The organism is Brevibacterium sp. K72, from assembly GCF_050562175.1.
Lineage (GTDB): Bacteria > Actinomycetota > Actinomycetes > Actinomycetales > Brevibacteriaceae > Brevibacterium > Brevibacterium casei.
Genome location: NZ_CP191582.1, coordinates 161,051 through 177,673, shown reverse-complemented (window position 1 = coordinate 177,673; position 16,623 = coordinate 161,051). Strand labels below are relative to the sequence as shown.

The 16,623-nt window shown below is 68.2% G+C and carries 12 protein-coding genes; 6 read left to right on the top strand and 6 right to left on the bottom strand.

The window, feature by feature from the left end; genetic code table 11:
* Positions 1–32: 32 nt before the first annotated feature.
* Together ACQ1RG_RS00820 and ACQ1RG_RS00815 are read right to left on the bottom strand one after the other, a co-directional pair.
* Positions 33–1,652: a DEAD/DEAH box helicase gene (locus ACQ1RG_RS00820; protein WP_119296753.1), complete on the bottom strand. Its 1,620-nt coding sequence runs from the start codon at positions 1,650–1,652 to the stop codon at positions 33–35.
* 228 nt (positions 1,653–1,880) lie between these two features.
* Positions 1,881–2,996 carry an alpha/beta hydrolase fold domain-containing protein gene (locus ACQ1RG_RS00815; protein ID WP_095376295.1) on the bottom strand — a complete coding sequence of 372 codons (1,116 nt, stop codon included), beginning with the start codon at positions 2,994–2,996 and terminating at the stop codon, positions 1,881–1,883.
* A 254-nt stretch (positions 2,997–3,250) separates the two neighbouring features.
* On the opposite strand from ACQ1RG_RS00815, the gene ACQ1RG_RS00810 reads away from it, so the two are divergent.
* A complete protein-coding gene (locus ACQ1RG_RS00810; RefSeq protein WP_095376296.1) occupies positions 3,251–3,955 on the top strand; it encodes a peptidyl-tRNA hydrolase in 705 nt (234 codons plus the stop codon).
* A 6-nt stretch (positions 3,956–3,961) separates the two neighbouring features.
* On the opposite strand, the gene ACQ1RG_RS00805 is transcribed toward ACQ1RG_RS00810, so the two are convergent.
* Entirely contained in the window at positions 3,962–4,144 is a 183-nt protein-coding gene (locus ACQ1RG_RS00805; RefSeq protein WP_095376297.1) for a hypothetical protein, read from the bottom strand.
* Positions 4,145–4,312: 168 nt separating this feature from the next.
* Between ACQ1RG_RS00805 and ACQ1RG_RS00800 the strand changes: the two genes are divergently transcribed.
* Positions 4,313–5,029, top strand: coding sequence for an alpha/beta fold hydrolase (locus ACQ1RG_RS00800; RefSeq protein WP_063250687.1), 717 nt, complete (start codon positions 4,313–4,315; stop codon positions 5,027–5,029).
* 65 nt (positions 5,030–5,094) lie between these two features.
* Here the strand turns inward: ACQ1RG_RS00800 and ACQ1RG_RS00795 are convergent, their stop codons facing one another.
* On the bottom strand, positions 5,095–8,601 hold the full coding sequence (locus tag ACQ1RG_RS00795; RefSeq protein ID WP_119296755.1) for a choice-of-anchor G family protein: 3,507 nt from the start codon (positions 8,599–8,601) through the stop codon (positions 5,095–5,097).
* A gap of 544 nt (positions 8,602–9,145) precedes the next feature.
* Between ACQ1RG_RS00795 and lhgO the strand changes: the two genes are divergently transcribed.
* The 4 genes from lhgO to ACQ1RG_RS00775 all read left to right on the top strand — a co-directional run bounded on the left by lhgO (position 9,146) and on the right by ACQ1RG_RS00775 (position 14,190).
* Positions 9,146–10,354: an L-2-hydroxyglutarate oxidase gene (lhgO, locus tag ACQ1RG_RS00790; protein WP_119296756.1), complete on the top strand. Its 1,209-nt coding sequence runs from the start codon at positions 9,146–9,148 to the stop codon at positions 10,352–10,354.
* A 168-nt stretch (positions 10,355–10,522) separates the two neighbouring features.
* A complete protein-coding gene (galE, locus tag ACQ1RG_RS00785) occupies positions 10,523–11,515 on the top strand; it encodes a UDP-glucose 4-epimerase GalE (protein WP_063250682.1) in 993 nt (330 codons plus the stop codon).
* A gap of 92 nt (positions 11,516–11,607) precedes the next feature.
* Positions 11,608–12,963 carry a sodium/glutamate symporter gene (locus tag ACQ1RG_RS00780; RefSeq protein WP_063250680.1) on the top strand — a complete coding sequence of 452 codons (1,356 nt, stop codon included), beginning with the start codon at positions 11,608–11,610 and terminating at the stop codon, positions 12,961–12,963.
* Positions 12,964–13,044: 81 nt separating this feature from the next.
* Positions 13,045–14,190: an FAD-dependent oxidoreductase gene (locus ACQ1RG_RS00775; protein WP_119296757.1), complete on the top strand. Its 1,146-nt coding sequence runs from the start codon at positions 13,045–13,047 to the stop codon at positions 14,188–14,190.
* Between the two features lie 31 nt (positions 14,191–14,221).
* On the opposite strand, the gene ACQ1RG_RS00770 is transcribed toward ACQ1RG_RS00775, so the two are convergent.
* Positions 14,222–15,109 carry an alpha/beta fold hydrolase gene (locus tag ACQ1RG_RS00770; RefSeq protein ID WP_119296758.1) on the bottom strand — a complete coding sequence of 296 codons (888 nt, stop codon included), beginning with the start codon at positions 15,107–15,109 and terminating at the stop codon, positions 14,222–14,224.
* A gap of 171 nt (positions 15,110–15,280) precedes the next feature.
* Positions 15,281–16,567 carry an ISL3 family transposase gene (locus tag ACQ1RG_RS00765; protein ID WP_430600222.1) on the bottom strand — a complete coding sequence of 429 codons (1,287 nt, stop codon included), beginning with the start codon at positions 16,565–16,567 and terminating at the stop codon, positions 15,281–15,283.
* Positions 16,568–16,623 lie beyond the last annotated feature (56 nt).

Below are 16,623 nucleotides of genomic sequence, written 5' to 3'. Positions count from 1 at the left end.
GGCGGTAGGGCCGAGGATCCGGCCGTGCCGCCTCAGCTGCTCGTCGAGTAGACCTGCTGGGAGCCGCCGGCGCGTGAGCGGTTGCGGCGACGGGTCTCCGCGGTGGTCCCACGCGCATCCGAACTCCGCTGCGTCCCGCCCTGGGACGAGGCCGCGGCGCGGGACTGACTCCCTCGCGTCTGGTCCGCGCGAGACCGGGACCGGGACCTGTCAGAGGTGCGTCCCTGACCCCTCGTGCCGTTGTGGGCGCGTCCGGTACGGGACTCACCGGATCGGGAGCTGCGCGTCGTCGACGCGGTGTTCTCTGAAGTCGGCGCGCCGGACTTCGCACCAGTCTGTCCGCCGGTACCGCGGCGACCACGGCGGCGACGCGCGGAGCGCTTCTGCGACGGAGCCTGGCCGGCAGGTGCGGCCTCCGTTCCCCGCACCTTCTCCGGCTGGCCCTCCTGGGGTTCGACGAACGGGGCGACCTCGCCGACGAGCGGGCTCACCTGAGCGGAGTCGGCGGTGACCTTCTGCGGCTTGACCGAGATCTTCGCCTTGCGCAGAAGTGCCAGGGTGTCCTTGCGCTCCTCGGGCGTCATGATGGTGACGACATCACCGGCGCTGCCGGCGCGCGCGGTGCGACCTGAGCGGTGGAGGTAGGCCTTGTGCTCGGTGGGCGGGTCGACGTGGACGACGAGTTCGACGGCATCGACGTGGACACCGCGGGCGGCCACGTCGGTTGCGACGAGGACCTTGACGCCGCCCTCGGCGAACGCGGCGAGGTTGCGTTCCCGGGCCGACTGGGACAGGTTGCCGTGCATGTCGACGGCCGGGATACCCTGCTTCGTCAGCAGCCGGGCCAGCCTCTTGGCGCGATGCTTGGTGCGGGTGAAGAGGATCCGGCGACCGGATCCAGATGCCAGCCGGTGGACGAGCTCGCTCTTGTCCTCGGGGGTGACTTCGAACAGATGGTGGGTCATCGCGTCGACGTGTGAGGTCGGATCGTCGACCGAATGGAGCACCTGGTTGTGGAGGAACCGTCGTACGAGCTTGTCCACGTCGTTGTCGAGGGTCGCGGAGAAGAACATCCTCTGACCCTTGACCGGGGTCTTCGCGAGCAGTCGGGTGACGCCGGGCAGGAAGCCCATGTCGGCCATGTGGTCGGCCTCATCGAGAACGGTGACCTCAATGCAGTCGAGGGAGACGATGCCCTGCTGGAGGAGATCTTCGAGCCGACCGGGGCAGGCGACGACGATGTCGACGCCGGCGGCCAGCGCGGTCTCCTGCCGCTTCTGCTTGACCCCGCCGAATATCGTCGTAGTCGTCAGCCCGCACGCCTTGGCGAGCGGGTCGAGTACCGCTGCGATCTGCGTGGCGAGCTCACGGGTAGGAGCGAGGATCAGACCGCGCGGGGCGCGGCCCCTGGCCGGTCGTGACGGCTGCGTCTCGGCGAGCCGGGCGACCATGGGGATGGAGAAGGCGAGGGTCTTGCCCGAACCGGTCTTCCCGCGGCCGAGCACATCGCGTCCGGCGAGGGTGTCACCGAGCGTGTCCTGCTGGATGGGGAACGCTGCGGTCTTGCCGTCGGCCGAGAGCTGATCGACGAGAACGGTGGGGACGCCGAGGTCGGAGAACGAACGGGCGGAAGTGGTCGTGGACGCAGTGATGGCGTGGCCTTTCGACGCGCCGGGGTACTCGGCATCCGCGTGTGCGGAGGGAGCGGAACTTCCCGGCAGGGTGTCCGAACGCGGGACCGCGTTCTGGTTCGCCGAGAGGAATGTCGTGTGCCGCAGCCGGTGAGAGCGTGCGCAGAGTCGAGAGGTCCTGACGACGCAGGGATTCCGCAGAGCGGAGATCGCAAGGCCTCCAACGATACACCCCAGAGGCTGTCGGCGTCAGTCCACCCGACCGAGGTGTGATGCAGCGAACGTCGAGGCTGCCTCGAGAGCGGCGTTCGCCTCGTCGAGCATCCTGCCGAAGTGGAGGAAGGAGTGGAGGACCTGCGGGTATTCCACGTAGTCGACGTCGGTGCCCGCCCGCCGCAGGAGAGCTGCAAGGGCGCGACTGTCGTCGCGCAGAGGGTCGAGTCCGGCGGCGGCGATGAAGGTCGGGGGAAGGCTACTGAGGTCGGCGCCGAGGTGGTTGACGTAGGGGCTCTCTGCGTCTGCGGGGGACGAGTAGTGCAGAGCGGCGATCGACGCGAGAGCCTCCGGGGTCATCCCGTCCCATGCGCCGCCGAAGAGTCGCCTGCTCTCGGAGTCGGTGAGACCGTGACCGCCGTAGAAGAGGAGGAGCGCCCTGATGGAGGTGAACGCCTTCTCGGCGCCGACGCGTTCGGGTGTGTGCTGGATGCGTTCGGGTTCGTCGCGCAGGAGGAGGGCAGCTCCGAGGGCGAGCATCGCCCCGGCGGAATCGCCGGCGACGGCCAACCGGCTGCCGTCGATGCCCCACGTGCCGCCATGGGCGACGAGGCGGTCGATGACGGCGGCGCATTCGAGCAGCGCCTGCGGGTAGACCGCCTCCGGAGAGAGCGAGTAGTCGACGGCGATGACGGCGGCTCCTGAGGCGACGGCGATCACCCGTGCGATCCGGTCGTGGGTATCGAGGTCGCCGAGGGAGAAACCTCCTCCGTGGAGGAAGACGACGCCCGGGAGCGTCGAGTCGTCTGTGGGTCGGTGGATGCGCACGGGCACCTCGACGTCGCGGACCCTGATGTTCGCGTCGAGGGTCTGCGCCATCGTCGGCCCGTCCTCATTCCAGAAGGCGCGTTCGGCGCGGTACTCGGCTCGGACAGCGGCGAACTCCGTCGGCGCCAGGGCATCCTTGGAATCGTCGGGGACAGCCTCCCGTCCCATGCGGGCGGTGACGACATCGTCGGCGGCCGTCCGGCATTCGGCGGCGCGAGCACCCTGGACCCGGAGCACCTCCTGCATCTGCGTCGACAGCGCCTCGCGGATGTCCCGCGGCATGGTCGACCCCTGCGGAGAAGGGGAGGTCGCATCGTGAGTCATCGTGTCCTTCTTCGGATCTCTGAACGCGCGGACGTGCACCGTCCAGCCTACTCGCGGGGTCGCGGACCCCGGAGTGCGCGGTCCGGGCGATCTCCCGGCGGCCCGCGCCCGTAACCGGTCTCGGCGGGAATAAGCGGTGGCCGGCGACGTTGTCATAGTCGAAGTGAGTGATCGACAAGGGCACGCGAAGGCACACGCGCTCGCGTCGACGAATGTGCCAAGGCCGGGGAGCCGGCGGGGGACGGAGGAAGCAGATGTCAGAGCAGACGCGGATCGAACAGATGCGCCGACACGAGACCGATCATGAAGTCCCGTGGTCGCTGCCGATCGTGGTCCGCAAGTCGAAGACGGGTCTGTCTCGCCACATCGACGTGCTTGAGGCCACGGCGAGAGCCGTGGTCACGTTCCTCGACGATCCGCGCTCGCAGCCGGGCGGGGAGTGGAGCAACGCTGTCGCATACTGGCGCGACGGGGCGATCCGCAAGGTCGTGCGCCGCGGCGACGGGAAGAAGCTCGAGGATGCCCGTGCTCTCGGCAGCGTGACCGTGAGCTTCGGTGGGACCGAAGACTATGCGCCGGCAGAGGCGTCGGTCTTTCCGCCCGGGCCGGTCTCCCCGCTGCCGCCGCAGCTGTCGAAGCTGCAGGTCGGGGGCACGGAGTTCCCCGATGAGGGAGAGACATCCGTTCCTTCCGCCGAGGCTGTCGTGACGATCGAACTCTCCCCGCTGGTCACTCTGACGACGGGCAAGGCCGCCGCTCAGGTCGCCCACGGGGCCCAACTCGCCTTCGAGCGGATGACGCCGGAGCAGCGAGATCATTGGCGAGAAGCTGACTTCAGTCTCCGCGTCGTCACTCCGAGCAAGGCCGATTGGCGCACGACAGGCAGACCCGTGAGCGTCATCGACGCAGGCTTCACCGAGGTGGACGGACCGACGGAGACCGTCCGCGCCTGGTGGTGACGGAGATCAGGTGCTCTCGGGGAGCTCGTCCTCTTCGCCCTCTTCGAGCGGCCTCGTCTTCGTGCCGTTCCCGAACTCATCGAGAATGATCCGGCGTTTGACCATCTCGCCGGTCTCCTCGTCAATGACTTCGATGATGTCGCCCGGGTGGGTCGACGGCTGATAGTGGTCCTCGTTGACTCCGCTCATGGCGCTGCCTCCTCTGGGTTAGTCCGACGGTACCTCTGTGTGACGCGACTCTCAAGGATCATCGGCCGAGGTGGTCGGGGCTTCTGCGCTGCGCGGCTTCTTGTTTACGAATATGACTGTACGGTAACATCGAGTCACCATCTGCAAGTGCAACCAAGGGAGTTTGCCATGCTGAAGACATTCGTTCTCGTATCCGGTGCTTGGCATGGAGGATGGGCCTGGCGGCCGGTCGCACAGCATCTGCGGCAAGCCGGGCATACGGTCTATGCGCCGACGCTGCCCGGGTTGCATGACGGGGATGAGCCGCAGAGATACGGGCTCGATGATGTGATCGACCATATTGTCACGGTGATCGAGGAGAACGACCTCCGCGATGTCACGCTCATCGGTCACAGCTGGGGCGGGTATGTCATCACCGGTGCGGCACCGCGGATCGCCGAGCGGCTCCACAGGCTCGTCTACTGGAGTGCTTTCGTTCCGGCCGCCGGCCGGTCGCTCATGGACGAGGTTCCGCCGCACTATCGTGAGCTGTTCGAGGGGCTGGCTGCCCAATCGGGTGACAACTCCGTGATGCTCCCGCTCGAGGTATGGAAGGCCGCGTTCATGCAGGACGCCGACGAGTCCGTTCAGGCGATGATCCACAGTCTGCTGGTTTCCCAGCCGATGCAGTACTTCACGACTCCCGTTGACTCTGTGATGCCGACCAAACTCGGAATCGATGTGTCCTATCTGCTCGGCGCCGAGGACATCGGACTGCCGGAAGGAGAGTACGGCTGGCCCCGTTTCGCCGAGCGGCTCGGGGTCGAGCCGGTTCCGGTGCCGGGCAGTCATGAGTCTCTATTCACCCGACCGGACGAACTGGCCGACGCTTTCGCACGAGCATGACAGCGCCGTCGCCGGGGAGGAATGTGCCCTTGCCGGCGACGGCGCTGTTCGGTGTCGAGCCGCACTCAGCGTTGGTGCGCTGAGAGCCGCCGGCGTCTCACGCTCAGAGTGATCGCGGTGCCGGCGGCGACGAGCAGCCCGGCAAGTCCGATCAGCGCGAGTGTCCCGTCAGCACCGGTCCGTGGCAGATCTCCACCGCCCGAGGCGGTCGAGCTCGCATTCGTCGAGGTGGACGATGCGGAGGTCGATCCGCCTGCACTCGACGAGCCGTCGGCGGCGGCACTGGACGCCCCTCCGATGCGTGACGACCCGTCAGAGTCCGAGGCGGCTTCTGCCGATGCCTTCGTCGCGGAGTCGGCCGTTGCCGTCACCGAGGCGGCGGCTGCCGGGTCGGCATCAGCGGCCGCCGTTGCCGAGGCGTTCGTGTCGTCGTTGCTGTCAGCCTTCGTCGCCGACTGGGCAGCGGCCTGCGATGAGGCGTTGGGATCCGAAGCGGCGTCGGCAGAGGCCTCCGAGGAGGCGTCCTCGCTCGCCGCGGACTCCGCTGCTGCTTCGGCATTCTCGTCAGCCGCGGCGGACGCTGTGGTCGTGGCGTCCTCTTCGGCGGCAGCCTGAGCGGCTGCCTGGGCTGCAGGATCGGCGTCGTCGTCTGCGCTCGCCGAGGCGGAGGCGGTTGCAGCGGCATTCACGTCGTCTCCTGCTGCCGCATCGGGGTCTGCCGTCGCAGCGGGATCCGTTGCGGCGTCGGGGTCCGCGCCTGCATCTGGGTCTGCCGCAGCGTCCGGGTCTGCGGTGGCGTCGGGATCCGTGGAGGCGTCGGCGTTGGCGGCTGCTTCCACGGAGGCCTGGGTGGATGAGTCGGCGGTTGAGGCGGCTTCGGCTGCTGAGGAGGCGTCGGCGTTCGCTGCCGCTGATTGATCGGCGTTCGTCGAGTCCGTGCCGTCGGCGTTGGCTGCTGCCTTGGCTGCTCCCTTGGCCGCTGAGTTCGCGTCCGTTGTCGCATCGGCGGTGGTGTCGGTGGTGGCGTCTTCCGTCGCTGCGGACTCGGCTGCTGCTTCGGCGTTCTCGTTGGCTGCCGCCGAGGCGGTGGTGTTCGCGTCTTCGTCGGCTGCGGCTTGTGCCGCGGCTTGTGCGGCGGGGTCGCCGTTGTCGTCGGCGTTGGCCGATGCCGAGGCGGAAGCGGCGGCGTTGACGTTGACTGCGCCATCGGGATCCGCGGAGGCATCCGGGTCCGTCGAAGCGTCCTGATCCGCTGCTGCATCCGGGTCGGCTGCTGCGTCGGGATCGGTGGAGGCGTCAGGGTCTGTCGAAGCATCCGGGTCCGCGGCTGAGTCAGGGTCGGCTGCCGCGTCCGGGTCTGCGGTGGCGTCGGGATCCGTGGAGGCGTCGGCGTTGGCGGCTGCTTCCACGGAGGCCTGGGTGGATGAGTCGGCGGTTGCATCAGGGTCGGCGGCCGCGTCCGGATCCGCCGAGGCGTCCGGATCTGCCGCAGCGTCAGGGTCAGCGTTGGCGTCTGGGTCTGCCGCAGCATCCGGATCCGTCGAAGCGTCGGCATCGGCCGCAGCCTGCGCCGAGGCTTCATTCGACGAGTCAGCGGTCGACGCGGCTTCGGCGGCGGCCGCAGGTCCGGCGTCAGCGGCTGCGGAGGCCTCCGCATTGGTGTCGTCAGTGTTGTCCGCCTGCGCCGCAGCCTGCGACGCCGCGGTCGACGAGGCGCTCGGATCTGTCGTTGAATCGGCCGAAGCCTGCGACGACGCATCCTCGGTGGCTGCCGATTCGGCCGCCGCTTCAGCGTTGACGTCAGCTGCTGCCGACGCGGTCGTGTTCGCATCGTTGTCGGCTGCGGCCTCCGAGGCAGCCTGGGCTGCGGGGTTGCCGTCGTCGTCGGCGGTGGCTGACGCGGACGCCGATGCCGCGGCGTTCGTGTTCGCGTCCGGGTCGGCTTCGTCCTCGGCGCTGGTGCGCACCGACGACGACGCGAGGTTGACGTCGACCGCGTCGGCGCCGGGAAGGACCTCGAGGCTGACCGCGTTGACCGTGAACATGTCCCGCGGTGCCGCCGCGGCTGCGAACGCCTCCGCCCGATCGCCCTGCTGTGGCACCGGCGTGGTGAATTGCTCGTTGATGGTGAGGTCGATGACTTCGTCAAGTGCCCCGAAAACTGGGTCGAGAGTCCTCAGGACGGGATCGATCAGTCCCGTGACGGAGCCCGACACCTCCTCGGCGGTCGCGGTGATGATCGAACCGACGACCGGTTTCGTCACCGCGAGGACCGCATCGATCACCGGCTTGGTGATCGCGCCCAGCACGGTCCCGACGGGGACTCCGAGCAACGAGAGATCGGTCGTCACCGTGGGCTGTGAGGAATCGGTTCCCGCGAGCTGCCCCAGAGTCGCGTCGACAGTCACGGTGCCGGTGACCGCGGGAACACCCAGGGCCGAGATCCGTCCGGGCAGCTCGATCTTCACGTGCACATCGTTGAGTGCCTCGGTGAGAGTCTCGTTGACACGACCGCTGAGCGCCCCGAGAGCATCGGCGACGGCTGTCGTGATCGCCGAGATCGTGCTCGAGGTGAGCACCTTCGTGTTCGGCGCCAGTCCATTGAGATCCTCGCCGTTGCCTCCCTCGACGATCTTCGCGAGATCGATCGCGATGTCCCCCTCTGCGATGTCGATCGACACGATGCCCGACTTGTCCTCGAGCTTGTCCCGCACGGCGTTCTCGACGACGCTGTTGAGAGCATCCCTGACCTCGACACTGACTGTGGTGTCCGCTCCGCCGACCCTCACCGAGGCGATGCCTGCGTTGACGTTGACACCGATCTTCGCGAGTTCGCCGGCGAGCCCCTCGTCGCCGATGGCATCCTCGAGTGCGCTGCCGGAGCCGTCGACAGCAGTCTCGAGGGCATCCGAGAGGTCCGCCAGGGCAGGGCTGGAGAGCGTGAGCACGCCGTCTGCGACGACGTAATCCGAACTCACGGTCTCGGAGTCAGCCTCGGCACGCGAGGCCAGCGCACCGAGTTCGAGGCTGAGGTCATCGACGACCTCATCGGTGACATCGCTGAGCCCGAGCTGTCGCAGCAGGGGAGTGAGACTGACCCGAGCATTGCCGTAAGCGCCGGGGTTGGCAGGATCGACGTTGATCGCCCCGTCCTCGCCCACTGCGCCTGCACTCGCGACTGCGCTGTCGTACGACGGAGCATGACCGAAGGCGTTGAGCGCGCCGACCTCGCCGAGGTGGAGCAGACCGTTTCCATCGTCACCGCTGATCAGCGGCAGCGAGACGTTCGGGAGTTGGACGTTGAGCGCCTGCAGTGCGGCCACATCGAGAGGAGTGTGATCCGCGGTCGGACTCGACGGGTAGGTGCTTCGGGCGGAGGAGACGTCGAGAAGGTCGGCGCTGATGATGTCGGTGTCGATCAGCTGGCCGTGGGCCTCGGCGAGCTCATCCGGGTCGACGGGCACAGCGGTCCCCGGCGCGGTGATGAGAACGGTGAGGCCGACCGCCGTGGCGGCGGCGACTGCGCCCAGCGTGGCGCGACGTCGGTTGCTGGATCGGCTGCGAGTCGTCATGGCCCCCACTTCGGAAGAGATCGGCGTTGATTCTTGAGCATTGGCTGAGTGCGCACCGGCAGTCTGCCGAGCGTTCCATCACGAGATTACGGAGTCATGAAAAAGTAATCACTAGGTAATTCATAACGTTATAAATCCGTTATTGTTACCGGAAGGTAGAAAGTGCAGAGTCCAGCAGAGGTGTAGTGGGTGGTAATTATTAATTCAACTACGGGCGAGATTCACCGGACACCCGGCTGGGCGGCTTCGGTCGATCGGTGAGCACCTGGCCGCCGAATCCCCTCTTCCTGCCTGGCAGGAGTGGCGATGCGACGGCAGATTCGGGCCGTGTCCGACGCGTGGATGAGCGCTCAGAAGGCAGATCGGTCCCGCCGGACTGTCCTGATCAAACCTCCGTCTTAAGCGCCGTTAATGAGAACTACAGAGGTGACGCCCTCGAGAGGAGTCCAGTCTGCGAGGCGTTCATCGCGTATGTCGACATCCTTCGATAGGGTGCGAGAACCGTGATGATCGAGGGCGGCCGAGCCGCCGCAGGAGGGCGCCCATGGGCAGACGTGTCGCCGTCATCGGCGCGGGCATCATCGGTGCCGCGGTCGCGAGAGAGCTTCTCCTGCGCGACGACGCGGTCGATGTCACCCTCTACGAGAAGGAGAGCGGACCGGCCGCGCACCAGACCGGACACAACTCCGGTGTCGTCCATGCGGGTCTCTACTACGAACCGGGCAGCCTCAAGGCGACGCTGTGCCGTCGCGGGGTGACCCTGCTGCGTGAGTTCGCCGACGCCCACGACGTCGCCGTCGACGAGTGCGGGAAGGTCGTCGTCGCCACCGGCGACGTTGAGGTCACGCGGCTGCGCTCCATCTTCGAGCGGGCCGAAGCCAACGGCGTCCCCGACGTCGCGATGCTCGACGCCGATGAGCTCAGTGCCGTCGAACCGGGCGTTCGCGGCGTCGCCGCCCTCCACTCACCCCACACGGCGATCGTCGACTATCCCGGACTCACCGCAGCAGTCGTCGCCGACTTCCGACGCCGAGGCGGTCGGGTGCGCTTCTCGACGCCGGTGTCCCGGATCGAGCGCCGTCGGGGACCGCGAGGGGAGCGTGCCCTCGTCCGCTCGGACAGGGACGCCCACGAATTCGATGCCGTCATCGCCTGCGCGGGCCTCCAATCCGACCGACTTGCCGCCCGCTCCGGAGAGAGCCGCCAGCCCTCGGTGGTGCCGTTCTTCGGCCAGTACTTCATCCTCGACGACAGTGCCGGCGACGTCGTCAACGGCCTCGTCTACCCGGTCCCCGACCCGAAATACCCCTTCCTCGGCGTCCACGTCACCCGCCGCATCGACGGCGGCCTGATGATCGGACCCAACGCCTTCCTCTCCCTCTCCCGGGAGGGCTATTCGGGGCTCGGGTTCAGCCTCCGCGATTCGCTTGCCGTCGCCGCTGACACAGGCTTCTGGCGATTCGCCGCCGGCAATATGGCCACCGCCTGGCGTGAGATCGGAGGCGTCCTCTCCACCGAGCGCTTCGTCGCCGAAGCCGCCCGCTATGTGCCCGAGCTCGCCGGGGCCACCGGGCACCGGGCGACCCGGGGCATCCGAGCCCAGGCGATGAACCGCGACGGCACCCTCGTCGACGACTTCGTCATCGACCGGGCCGGACCGGCGATGTTCGTCCGCAATGCACCCTCCCCGGGAGCCACCTCGGCGCTGGCCATCGCCGAACACCTCGTCACGGCTGCGGTCACCGACACCTGATCTCCGCACCGGTCACCCCGCCGGCCGCGGACAAGGCGCCCGAACGCCGAATCAGCGCTGGTCAGGAGCGCACGTGGCACCCGGACCCTTGGCCCGTCTAAGCTTGACCCGGCATCGCCGAGGCGCAACCCGGGATGCCGGTCACTGACACAGCGAAGAAGGAGATGCATGGCGGTTCTGGTCACCGGAGGTGCGGGATACATCGGCTCGCACGTGGTACGGCTGCTCACGGAGCGCGGTGACGACGTCCTCGTCGTCGACGACTTCTCGACGGGCATCGCCGAACGCGTCGACGGACTGCCCGTGCTCGACCTCGACCTCGCAGCCTCTGACGCCGAGGACCGCCTCGTCGCCGCCATCGAGGAGCACGGCGTCGACTCGATCATCCACTTCGCCGCGAAGAAGCAGGTCGGCGAATCCGTCGAACTGCCCCTGCACTACTACCGACAGAACATCGGGGGGCTGGCGAACGTGCTCGCTGCCGTCGACCGCACCGGCATCGACTCGCTCGTCTTCTCCTCCTCGGCCGCGACCTACGGCATGCCCGACGTCGCGCTCGTTCCCGAGGACCTCGACTGCCGACCGATCAACCCGTACGGGGAGACCAAGCTCATCGGCGAATGGATGATCGACAACGCGATCACCTCGGCGACGATGCGCGGCAAGGACTTCAACGCCGTCAAGCTGCGCTACTTCAACGTCGCCGGCGCGGGCTGGCCCGAACTCGCCGACACCGCGGTGATGAACCTCATCCCGATCGTCCTCGAACGTCTCGCCGCCGGCAAGGCCCCCGTGATCTTCGGCGACGACTACGACACTCCCGACGGCACGTGCATCCGTGACTACGTCCACGTCAAGGACCTCGCCGAGGCCCACATCGCGGCACTCGACTACATGAAGTCCGGGGACACCACCGAAACCGTGTTCAACGTCGGCACCGGCACCGGAGCCTCCGTCAGGGAGGTCATCGACGCCATCGCCGAGGCGACCGGACGTGAGATCGTGCCCGAGATGGGGCAGCGGCGGGCCGGCGACCCGCCTGCCCTCGTCGCCGACGTCACCCGGATCTCGGCCCTGCTCAGCTGGAAGGCCGAGTACGGGCTGCCCGAGATCGTCCGCAGCGCCGTCGCCGCCGCGGGAATGCTGCCCGACCCGAAGTAGGCACCGGCCCCGCGCCTGCCTGTCGGCCCCCCGGCTGCCGCCCATCGCACCGCCATGCCCTCAGGCATGCCCTGAGCTAGGAGACCCGCCCCGTGGATCCCACACCCTTCACCCCGTACGCCCTGCTCGTCGACGCCGGACTCATCGGCGGCCTCCTCGTCATCGGCACGATCCTCCGTGCCCGGATCCGGGTGCTGCAGACGATGATGGTCCCCGCAGGCGTCATCGCCGGGTTCATCGGTCTCGCGTTCGGACCCAACGGTCTCGGCTGGCTGCCCTTCTCCGACCAGCTCGGCACGTACAGCTCCCTGCTCATCGTCGTCGTCTTCGCGTGCCTGTCGCTGACGAGCGACTTCAACATCTTCAAGATCGGCCGCTCGGTCGCCGGCTTCGCCAGCTACGGGGTGCTCATCTACGCCACCCAGACGGCCTTGGGCATGGGGCTCGTCCTCTTCCTCCTCGGCCCCCTCCTCGGCGCACCCGACCATGTCGGACTCCTCCTCTTCGCCGGATGGGCCGGCGGGTTCGGCTCGGCGGCGGCGATCGGCACCGTCTTCACCGAGGCAGGCGACCCCTCCGTGCAGTCGCTCGCCTTCACTGCCGCGACCGTCGGCATGCTCACGGGCATCATCGGCGGGATCATCCAGGCGAAGTTCGGCGCCAAGAAGGGCTACGCGCGCGAATTCGCCGGCATCGGCACGGTCCCCACGGAACTGCGCACAGGAGTCCTCGACCACGACGAGGACAAGCCGCGCATCGGCACGCACATGTTCTCCGCCAGTGCGATCGAATCCCTGACGTTCCAGGCCGGCATCATCGTCGCGGTCGCGGCCGGTGCGTACGGGGTCAACCTCATCCTCGGCGACCTCATGCCCGCGGTGACGTTCCCCCTCTTCTCGATCGCCTTCATCGTCGGACTGCTGCTGCGCGGCATCCTCGTGTCGACGAAGACGACGAAGTTCATCGACAAGGAGACGCAGAACTCGATCTCCGGCACCGCGACCGACGTCCTCATCGTCTGCGGCATCGCCTCGGTCGTCCCGAGCTTCGTCGCCGACCAGTGGCTGTCGCTGCTCATCCTCTTCATCGTCGGACTCGCCCTCTGCCTCTTCCTCGGCCTCGTCGTCGCCCCGCGGGTGATGAGCGAGGGGTGGTTCGAGCGCCAGCTCTTCACCTGGGGCTGGGCGACGGGAGCCGTGGCCACGGGCATCGCCCTGCTGCGCATCGTCGACCCCAAGCTCAAGTCGCGCACCCTCGAGGACTTCTCGCTCGCCTACCTGCCCGTCATCCCCGTCGAGATCGCCGCGGTGACCTTCGCCCCGCTGCTCGTCATCGCCGGTGCGGCCTGGGCGGTCGTCGGCATCTGGGGAGCCATCGCCGTGGCCGCGGCGGCCGTGGCCCTGTCGATCATGGCCGCGAACAGGCGGGAGCTCGTGCCGACCGCATAGTGCGATCCGCGTTCGCCGGATCCTGCCAGACGGACTAGGCTCGAAGGACAGCCGCAGTCGTCACCCAAGGGGAGGGTCTCCATGACCGAGCACATCGTCATCGGAGCGGGACTCGCCGGTGCTGCGACGGCACGTGCGCTTGCCGACCGCGGAGAGAACGTCACGGTCCTCGAGCAGCACACACCGGCCACTGCGCTGGGCAGTTCGCACGGTTCGGCGCGGATACTGCGCTTCGCCTATCCGCAGCGCCTCTACGTCGACCTCGTCGTCGCCTCCCGCGCGCTGTGGGCCGACATCGAGCAGGCCGCCGGTCTCGAACTCATCACCGCCACCGGAGCCGTCGACCACGGCGAGGTCAGGCACGTGAGCGAGCTCGCCGCCGTGTTCGACACCGTCGGCATCGAACATGAGGTGCTCTCCTCGGCAGAGGCGACCGCGCGGTGGCCGCAGATGAGGTTCGACACCGAGGTCCTCTGGCATCCCGCAGCCGGCGTCATCGACGCCGAGACCGCGGTGACGGCGATGCTCGACCTCGCCGTCGCCACCGATCGGGTCCGCGTCCTCGAGGACTGGACCGTCGCCGAGGTGGGGCGACGGTCCGGGGGCGGCTTCCGTGTCACCTCGGCGAGCGGGGGTGCCGTCGACGCGGACACCGTCATCGTCGCAGCCGGCGGTTACCTGCCGGCCCTCCTCCCTCACCTCGGTCTGCCGGAGGGCTTCCGGGCTGCGCTACCGAGGTTCGACGTGCGGCAGGAGCAGGCCTTCCACTTCCCCTATCGCGGCGCAGACGACCCGGGACAGCCTGCGGCAGCGTGGCCGACGTTCATCCACAAATCGGGGGAGATCTTCACCTATGGTCTGCCGGGTGGGCGCGACGCCGGTTTCTCGGGGCTCAAGCTCGCGGAATTCAATGGAGGCAGGGTGATCCCCTCCGCGCTCGACCAGGACGGCCGGATCACCCCCGAGATGCGCGAGCGGATGACCGACTACGTCCGAGAGCACCTGCCCGGCCTCGCCCCCGAACCTTACGCGGAGACGACCTGCCTGTTCACGAACACTCCGAGCGAGGACTTCCTCATCGACTCCGCCGACGGCGTCGTCCTCGTCTCCGCGTGTTCGGGTCACGGAGCGAAGTTCGCCCCGATGATCGGCGAACTCGCCGCCGACCTCGCCACCGGACATGGCGGGGTGCCGGAGGAGTTCCGCGTCGCGCACCACGCCGGGTAGTTCGCTCCTGAAACGGAGCGCCCAGCCGACCTCACGCCGAGCTGATCGTCAGCCACGCGGTCACCTCAGCGGCGAACGCTTCGGGAGCCTCGAGCACGGCCAGATGCCCGACCCCGGGGAAGCGGGTGACATCGACCGGGCCGGGAAGCGCTTCGGCGAGACGGCCTGCCTGCTCGACGGGGAGCCACGGATCGTCCTCGCCCCAGCCGATCCGCACGGGGCAGCGGACCTGACCGAGGCGCTCGGCGATCGGCTCCGTGTCCACCGGTGACAGGGCGGCGATCTGCGCATAGAACGCCGCCTGCCCATCCTGCGTCGACCACGGTCGAGCGAGTTCATCGACCCATCCCTGCGGAAAGTCCGGTCCGCCGGCGCCGGTGATGTAGGCGTGGACGAGTGCCTGATGCAACGGCGGGGGAAGGGCGGCGAAGACCGCCTCGTTGTCCGCGACGAGCCGGAAGAACGGCGAACCCCACGGTGGCAGGGTGACGATGTCGCTTAGATGGAGCGAGGCGAACTCGACTCCCTCGAGCAGATGCGCCCCGAGGGCGACGGCTCCGCCGATGTCGTGGGCGATGACGTGCGGTCGCTCGAGACGCCACCGGCGGATGAGCTCGGCCAGTCGACGGCGCTGGGCGACGAGATCGACGGGGACCCCCGCCTCGGCGGCGGCGATCGAGGCACCGTAGCCGGGCATGTCCCAGAGGAACACACGGTGAGTCGAGTTCAGGGCGCGCGCCAACGGCCACCACATCCGTGACGACCACGGAGTGCCGTGGCAGATGACGACGTCGCCGCGGCTGTCTCCGCTCACCGGGCCCAGCTGCCATGTCGCGACCTCGGCCGTCGTCGGCGGCGAGTGGGCATCGGAGCGGACGGTCACGGAGACGAACTCGGGTGGCGGGCGGTCCTCGTCCATGGTCTGACGATAGACCCTCGGACTGACACGAGATCACGGTGCCGGACAGGGGGAGAGGGGACTCAGGTGCCGTGCGGGAGATTCCCCGGGTGTCGGCTGTCACAAAACGACTTACGGCAGGCATGATGGCTCTTCGCGGTTCGTGGTGAATGACCCTGTTGGGGCGGGTATTCACGCTACGGTTTTCGCGGCGCTGGCCAGCAGGATACGCATCCGGTAGTTCTCCGCGTTTCGGAAGCCGCGGCCGGTGCGTTTGATGTTCTTGATGCCGGTGTTCGCGGCCTCGACTCGGGCGGTGGTCGCGCCGGTGACGATGAGGACCTCGATCGCGTCCCACCAGGTCACGATGGTGTCGTAGAGCTTGGTCGCCTCGGGCATATTCGCGATCTGGGAGAAGTAGCCCATCCGCATCCGTTCGTCCCAGGCCTGGGCGAGGGTGTCGGTATCCAGGAGGCGGCGGAGCTGCTCTTTGATGCCCCAAGCGGCGGAGAGCTCGTCGGTGGGATCATCGGTGCGGAACACCGTCTCCAACCGCTCCCAGGCACGCGGGCTCAGGGTGTCAGCGCCGCGCAGCAACAGCATCCGGTGCGCCCAAGCCGGGTCATCCTTCCGGCCCCGACGACCGCGATGAGTGCGAGCCAGGCGTTGCCGCACGGCGGTGACCATGTCGTTCCCGAGCTTGACGAGGTGGAACTTGTCAACCGAGACCGCAGCACGGGGCAGGTAGGTCCGCAGTGCCTTGCGGAACGCGGCCGACGGGTCGATCGCAACGATCTCGATCCGCTCCCGCCAGGCGTCCGAACGCTGGGCCAGCCAGTCCCCGACGGCGGTGGAGTCCCGGCCGTCGACGACGCCGAGGACCTGCCCGGTGGTCAGGTCGACCAGGGTCGTCATCCATGGCTCGAACCGTCTCCAGGCACCTTCATCGGTGCGGAACCAGCGCACCGAACGGTAGCGGTGCTCATCGATGCCCAGGCGCGTCACGGGCACGTCCTCGGCGGCGGGGAGGACCACGGCGGCCGCCGCCAGCGCTGCCTGGACCAGCCACCACGAGACGCCATGGGCCCGGGCGACCTCGGAGGCAGCCCGGCCCGAGGTGATCACCGCGGAGACGACCTGATCCCGCAACCGGGTCGTCGAACGCGCACGGTAAGGGACCTGGTCGGTGGCTTCCCAGAACGTGCCCCGGGCGCAGGCCGGCTCGAGGCAGAACCAGCGCCGCTTGGCCCACACCACCTCCACCGCCCCGGCCACGGGGACGTCGCGCACCTTCTGGGACCGGCGGGAGTGGACCTTGGTCGCGAGCACCCCGCAGGACGGACATCCGGGCGGGACGGTCGAGGCGATCACCACTCGACGGCCTCCGTCGGGCAGGTCGATCGCGTCTGTGACGCGGTAATCGGGCAAGTTGAAGATCGTGCTCGCAGCATCACGCTGCGAACCAGTATTCTCGTGCACAGGCTCGTGGTCCTCTGAGGTGTGGATGTCTTGACAACACCCATCACAGCAGGACC

What these genes read in the sequence shown, in the direction of transcription:
- ACQ1RG_RS00815 (WP_095376295.1), bottom strand. Translation starts at nt 2,996, where the DNA reads ATGACTCACGATGCGACCTCCCCTTCTCCGCAGGGGTCGACCATGCCG.
- ACQ1RG_RS00810 (WP_095376296.1), top strand. Translation starts at nt 3,251, where the DNA reads ATGTCAGAGCAGACGCGGATCGAACAGATGCGCCGACACGAGACCGAT.
- ACQ1RG_RS00805 (WP_095376297.1), bottom strand. Translation starts at nt 4,144, where the DNA reads ATGAGCGGAGTCAACGAGGACCACTATCAGCCGTCGACCCACCCGGGC.
- ACQ1RG_RS00800 (WP_063250687.1), top strand. Translation starts at nt 4,313, where the DNA reads ATGCTGAAGACATTCGTTCTCGTATCCGGTGCTTGGCATGGAGGATGG.
- ACQ1RG_RS00795 (WP_119296755.1), bottom strand. Translation starts at nt 8,601, where the DNA reads ATGACGACTCGCAGCCGATCCAGCAACCGACGTCGCGCCACGCTGGGC.
- lhgO (WP_119296756.1), top strand. Translation starts at nt 9,146, where the DNA reads ATGGGCAGACGTGTCGCCGTCATCGGCGCGGGCATCATCGGTGCCGCG.
- galE (WP_063250682.1), top strand. Translation starts at nt 10,523, where the DNA reads ATGGCGGTTCTGGTCACCGGAGGTGCGGGATACATCGGCTCGCACGTG.
- ACQ1RG_RS00775 (WP_119296757.1), top strand. Translation starts at nt 13,045, where the DNA reads ATGACCGAGCACATCGTCATCGGAGCGGGACTCGCCGGTGCTGCGACG.
- ACQ1RG_RS00770 (WP_119296758.1), bottom strand. Translation starts at nt 15,109, where the DNA reads ATGGACGAGGACCGCCCGCCACCCGAGTTCGTCTCCGTGACCGTCCGC.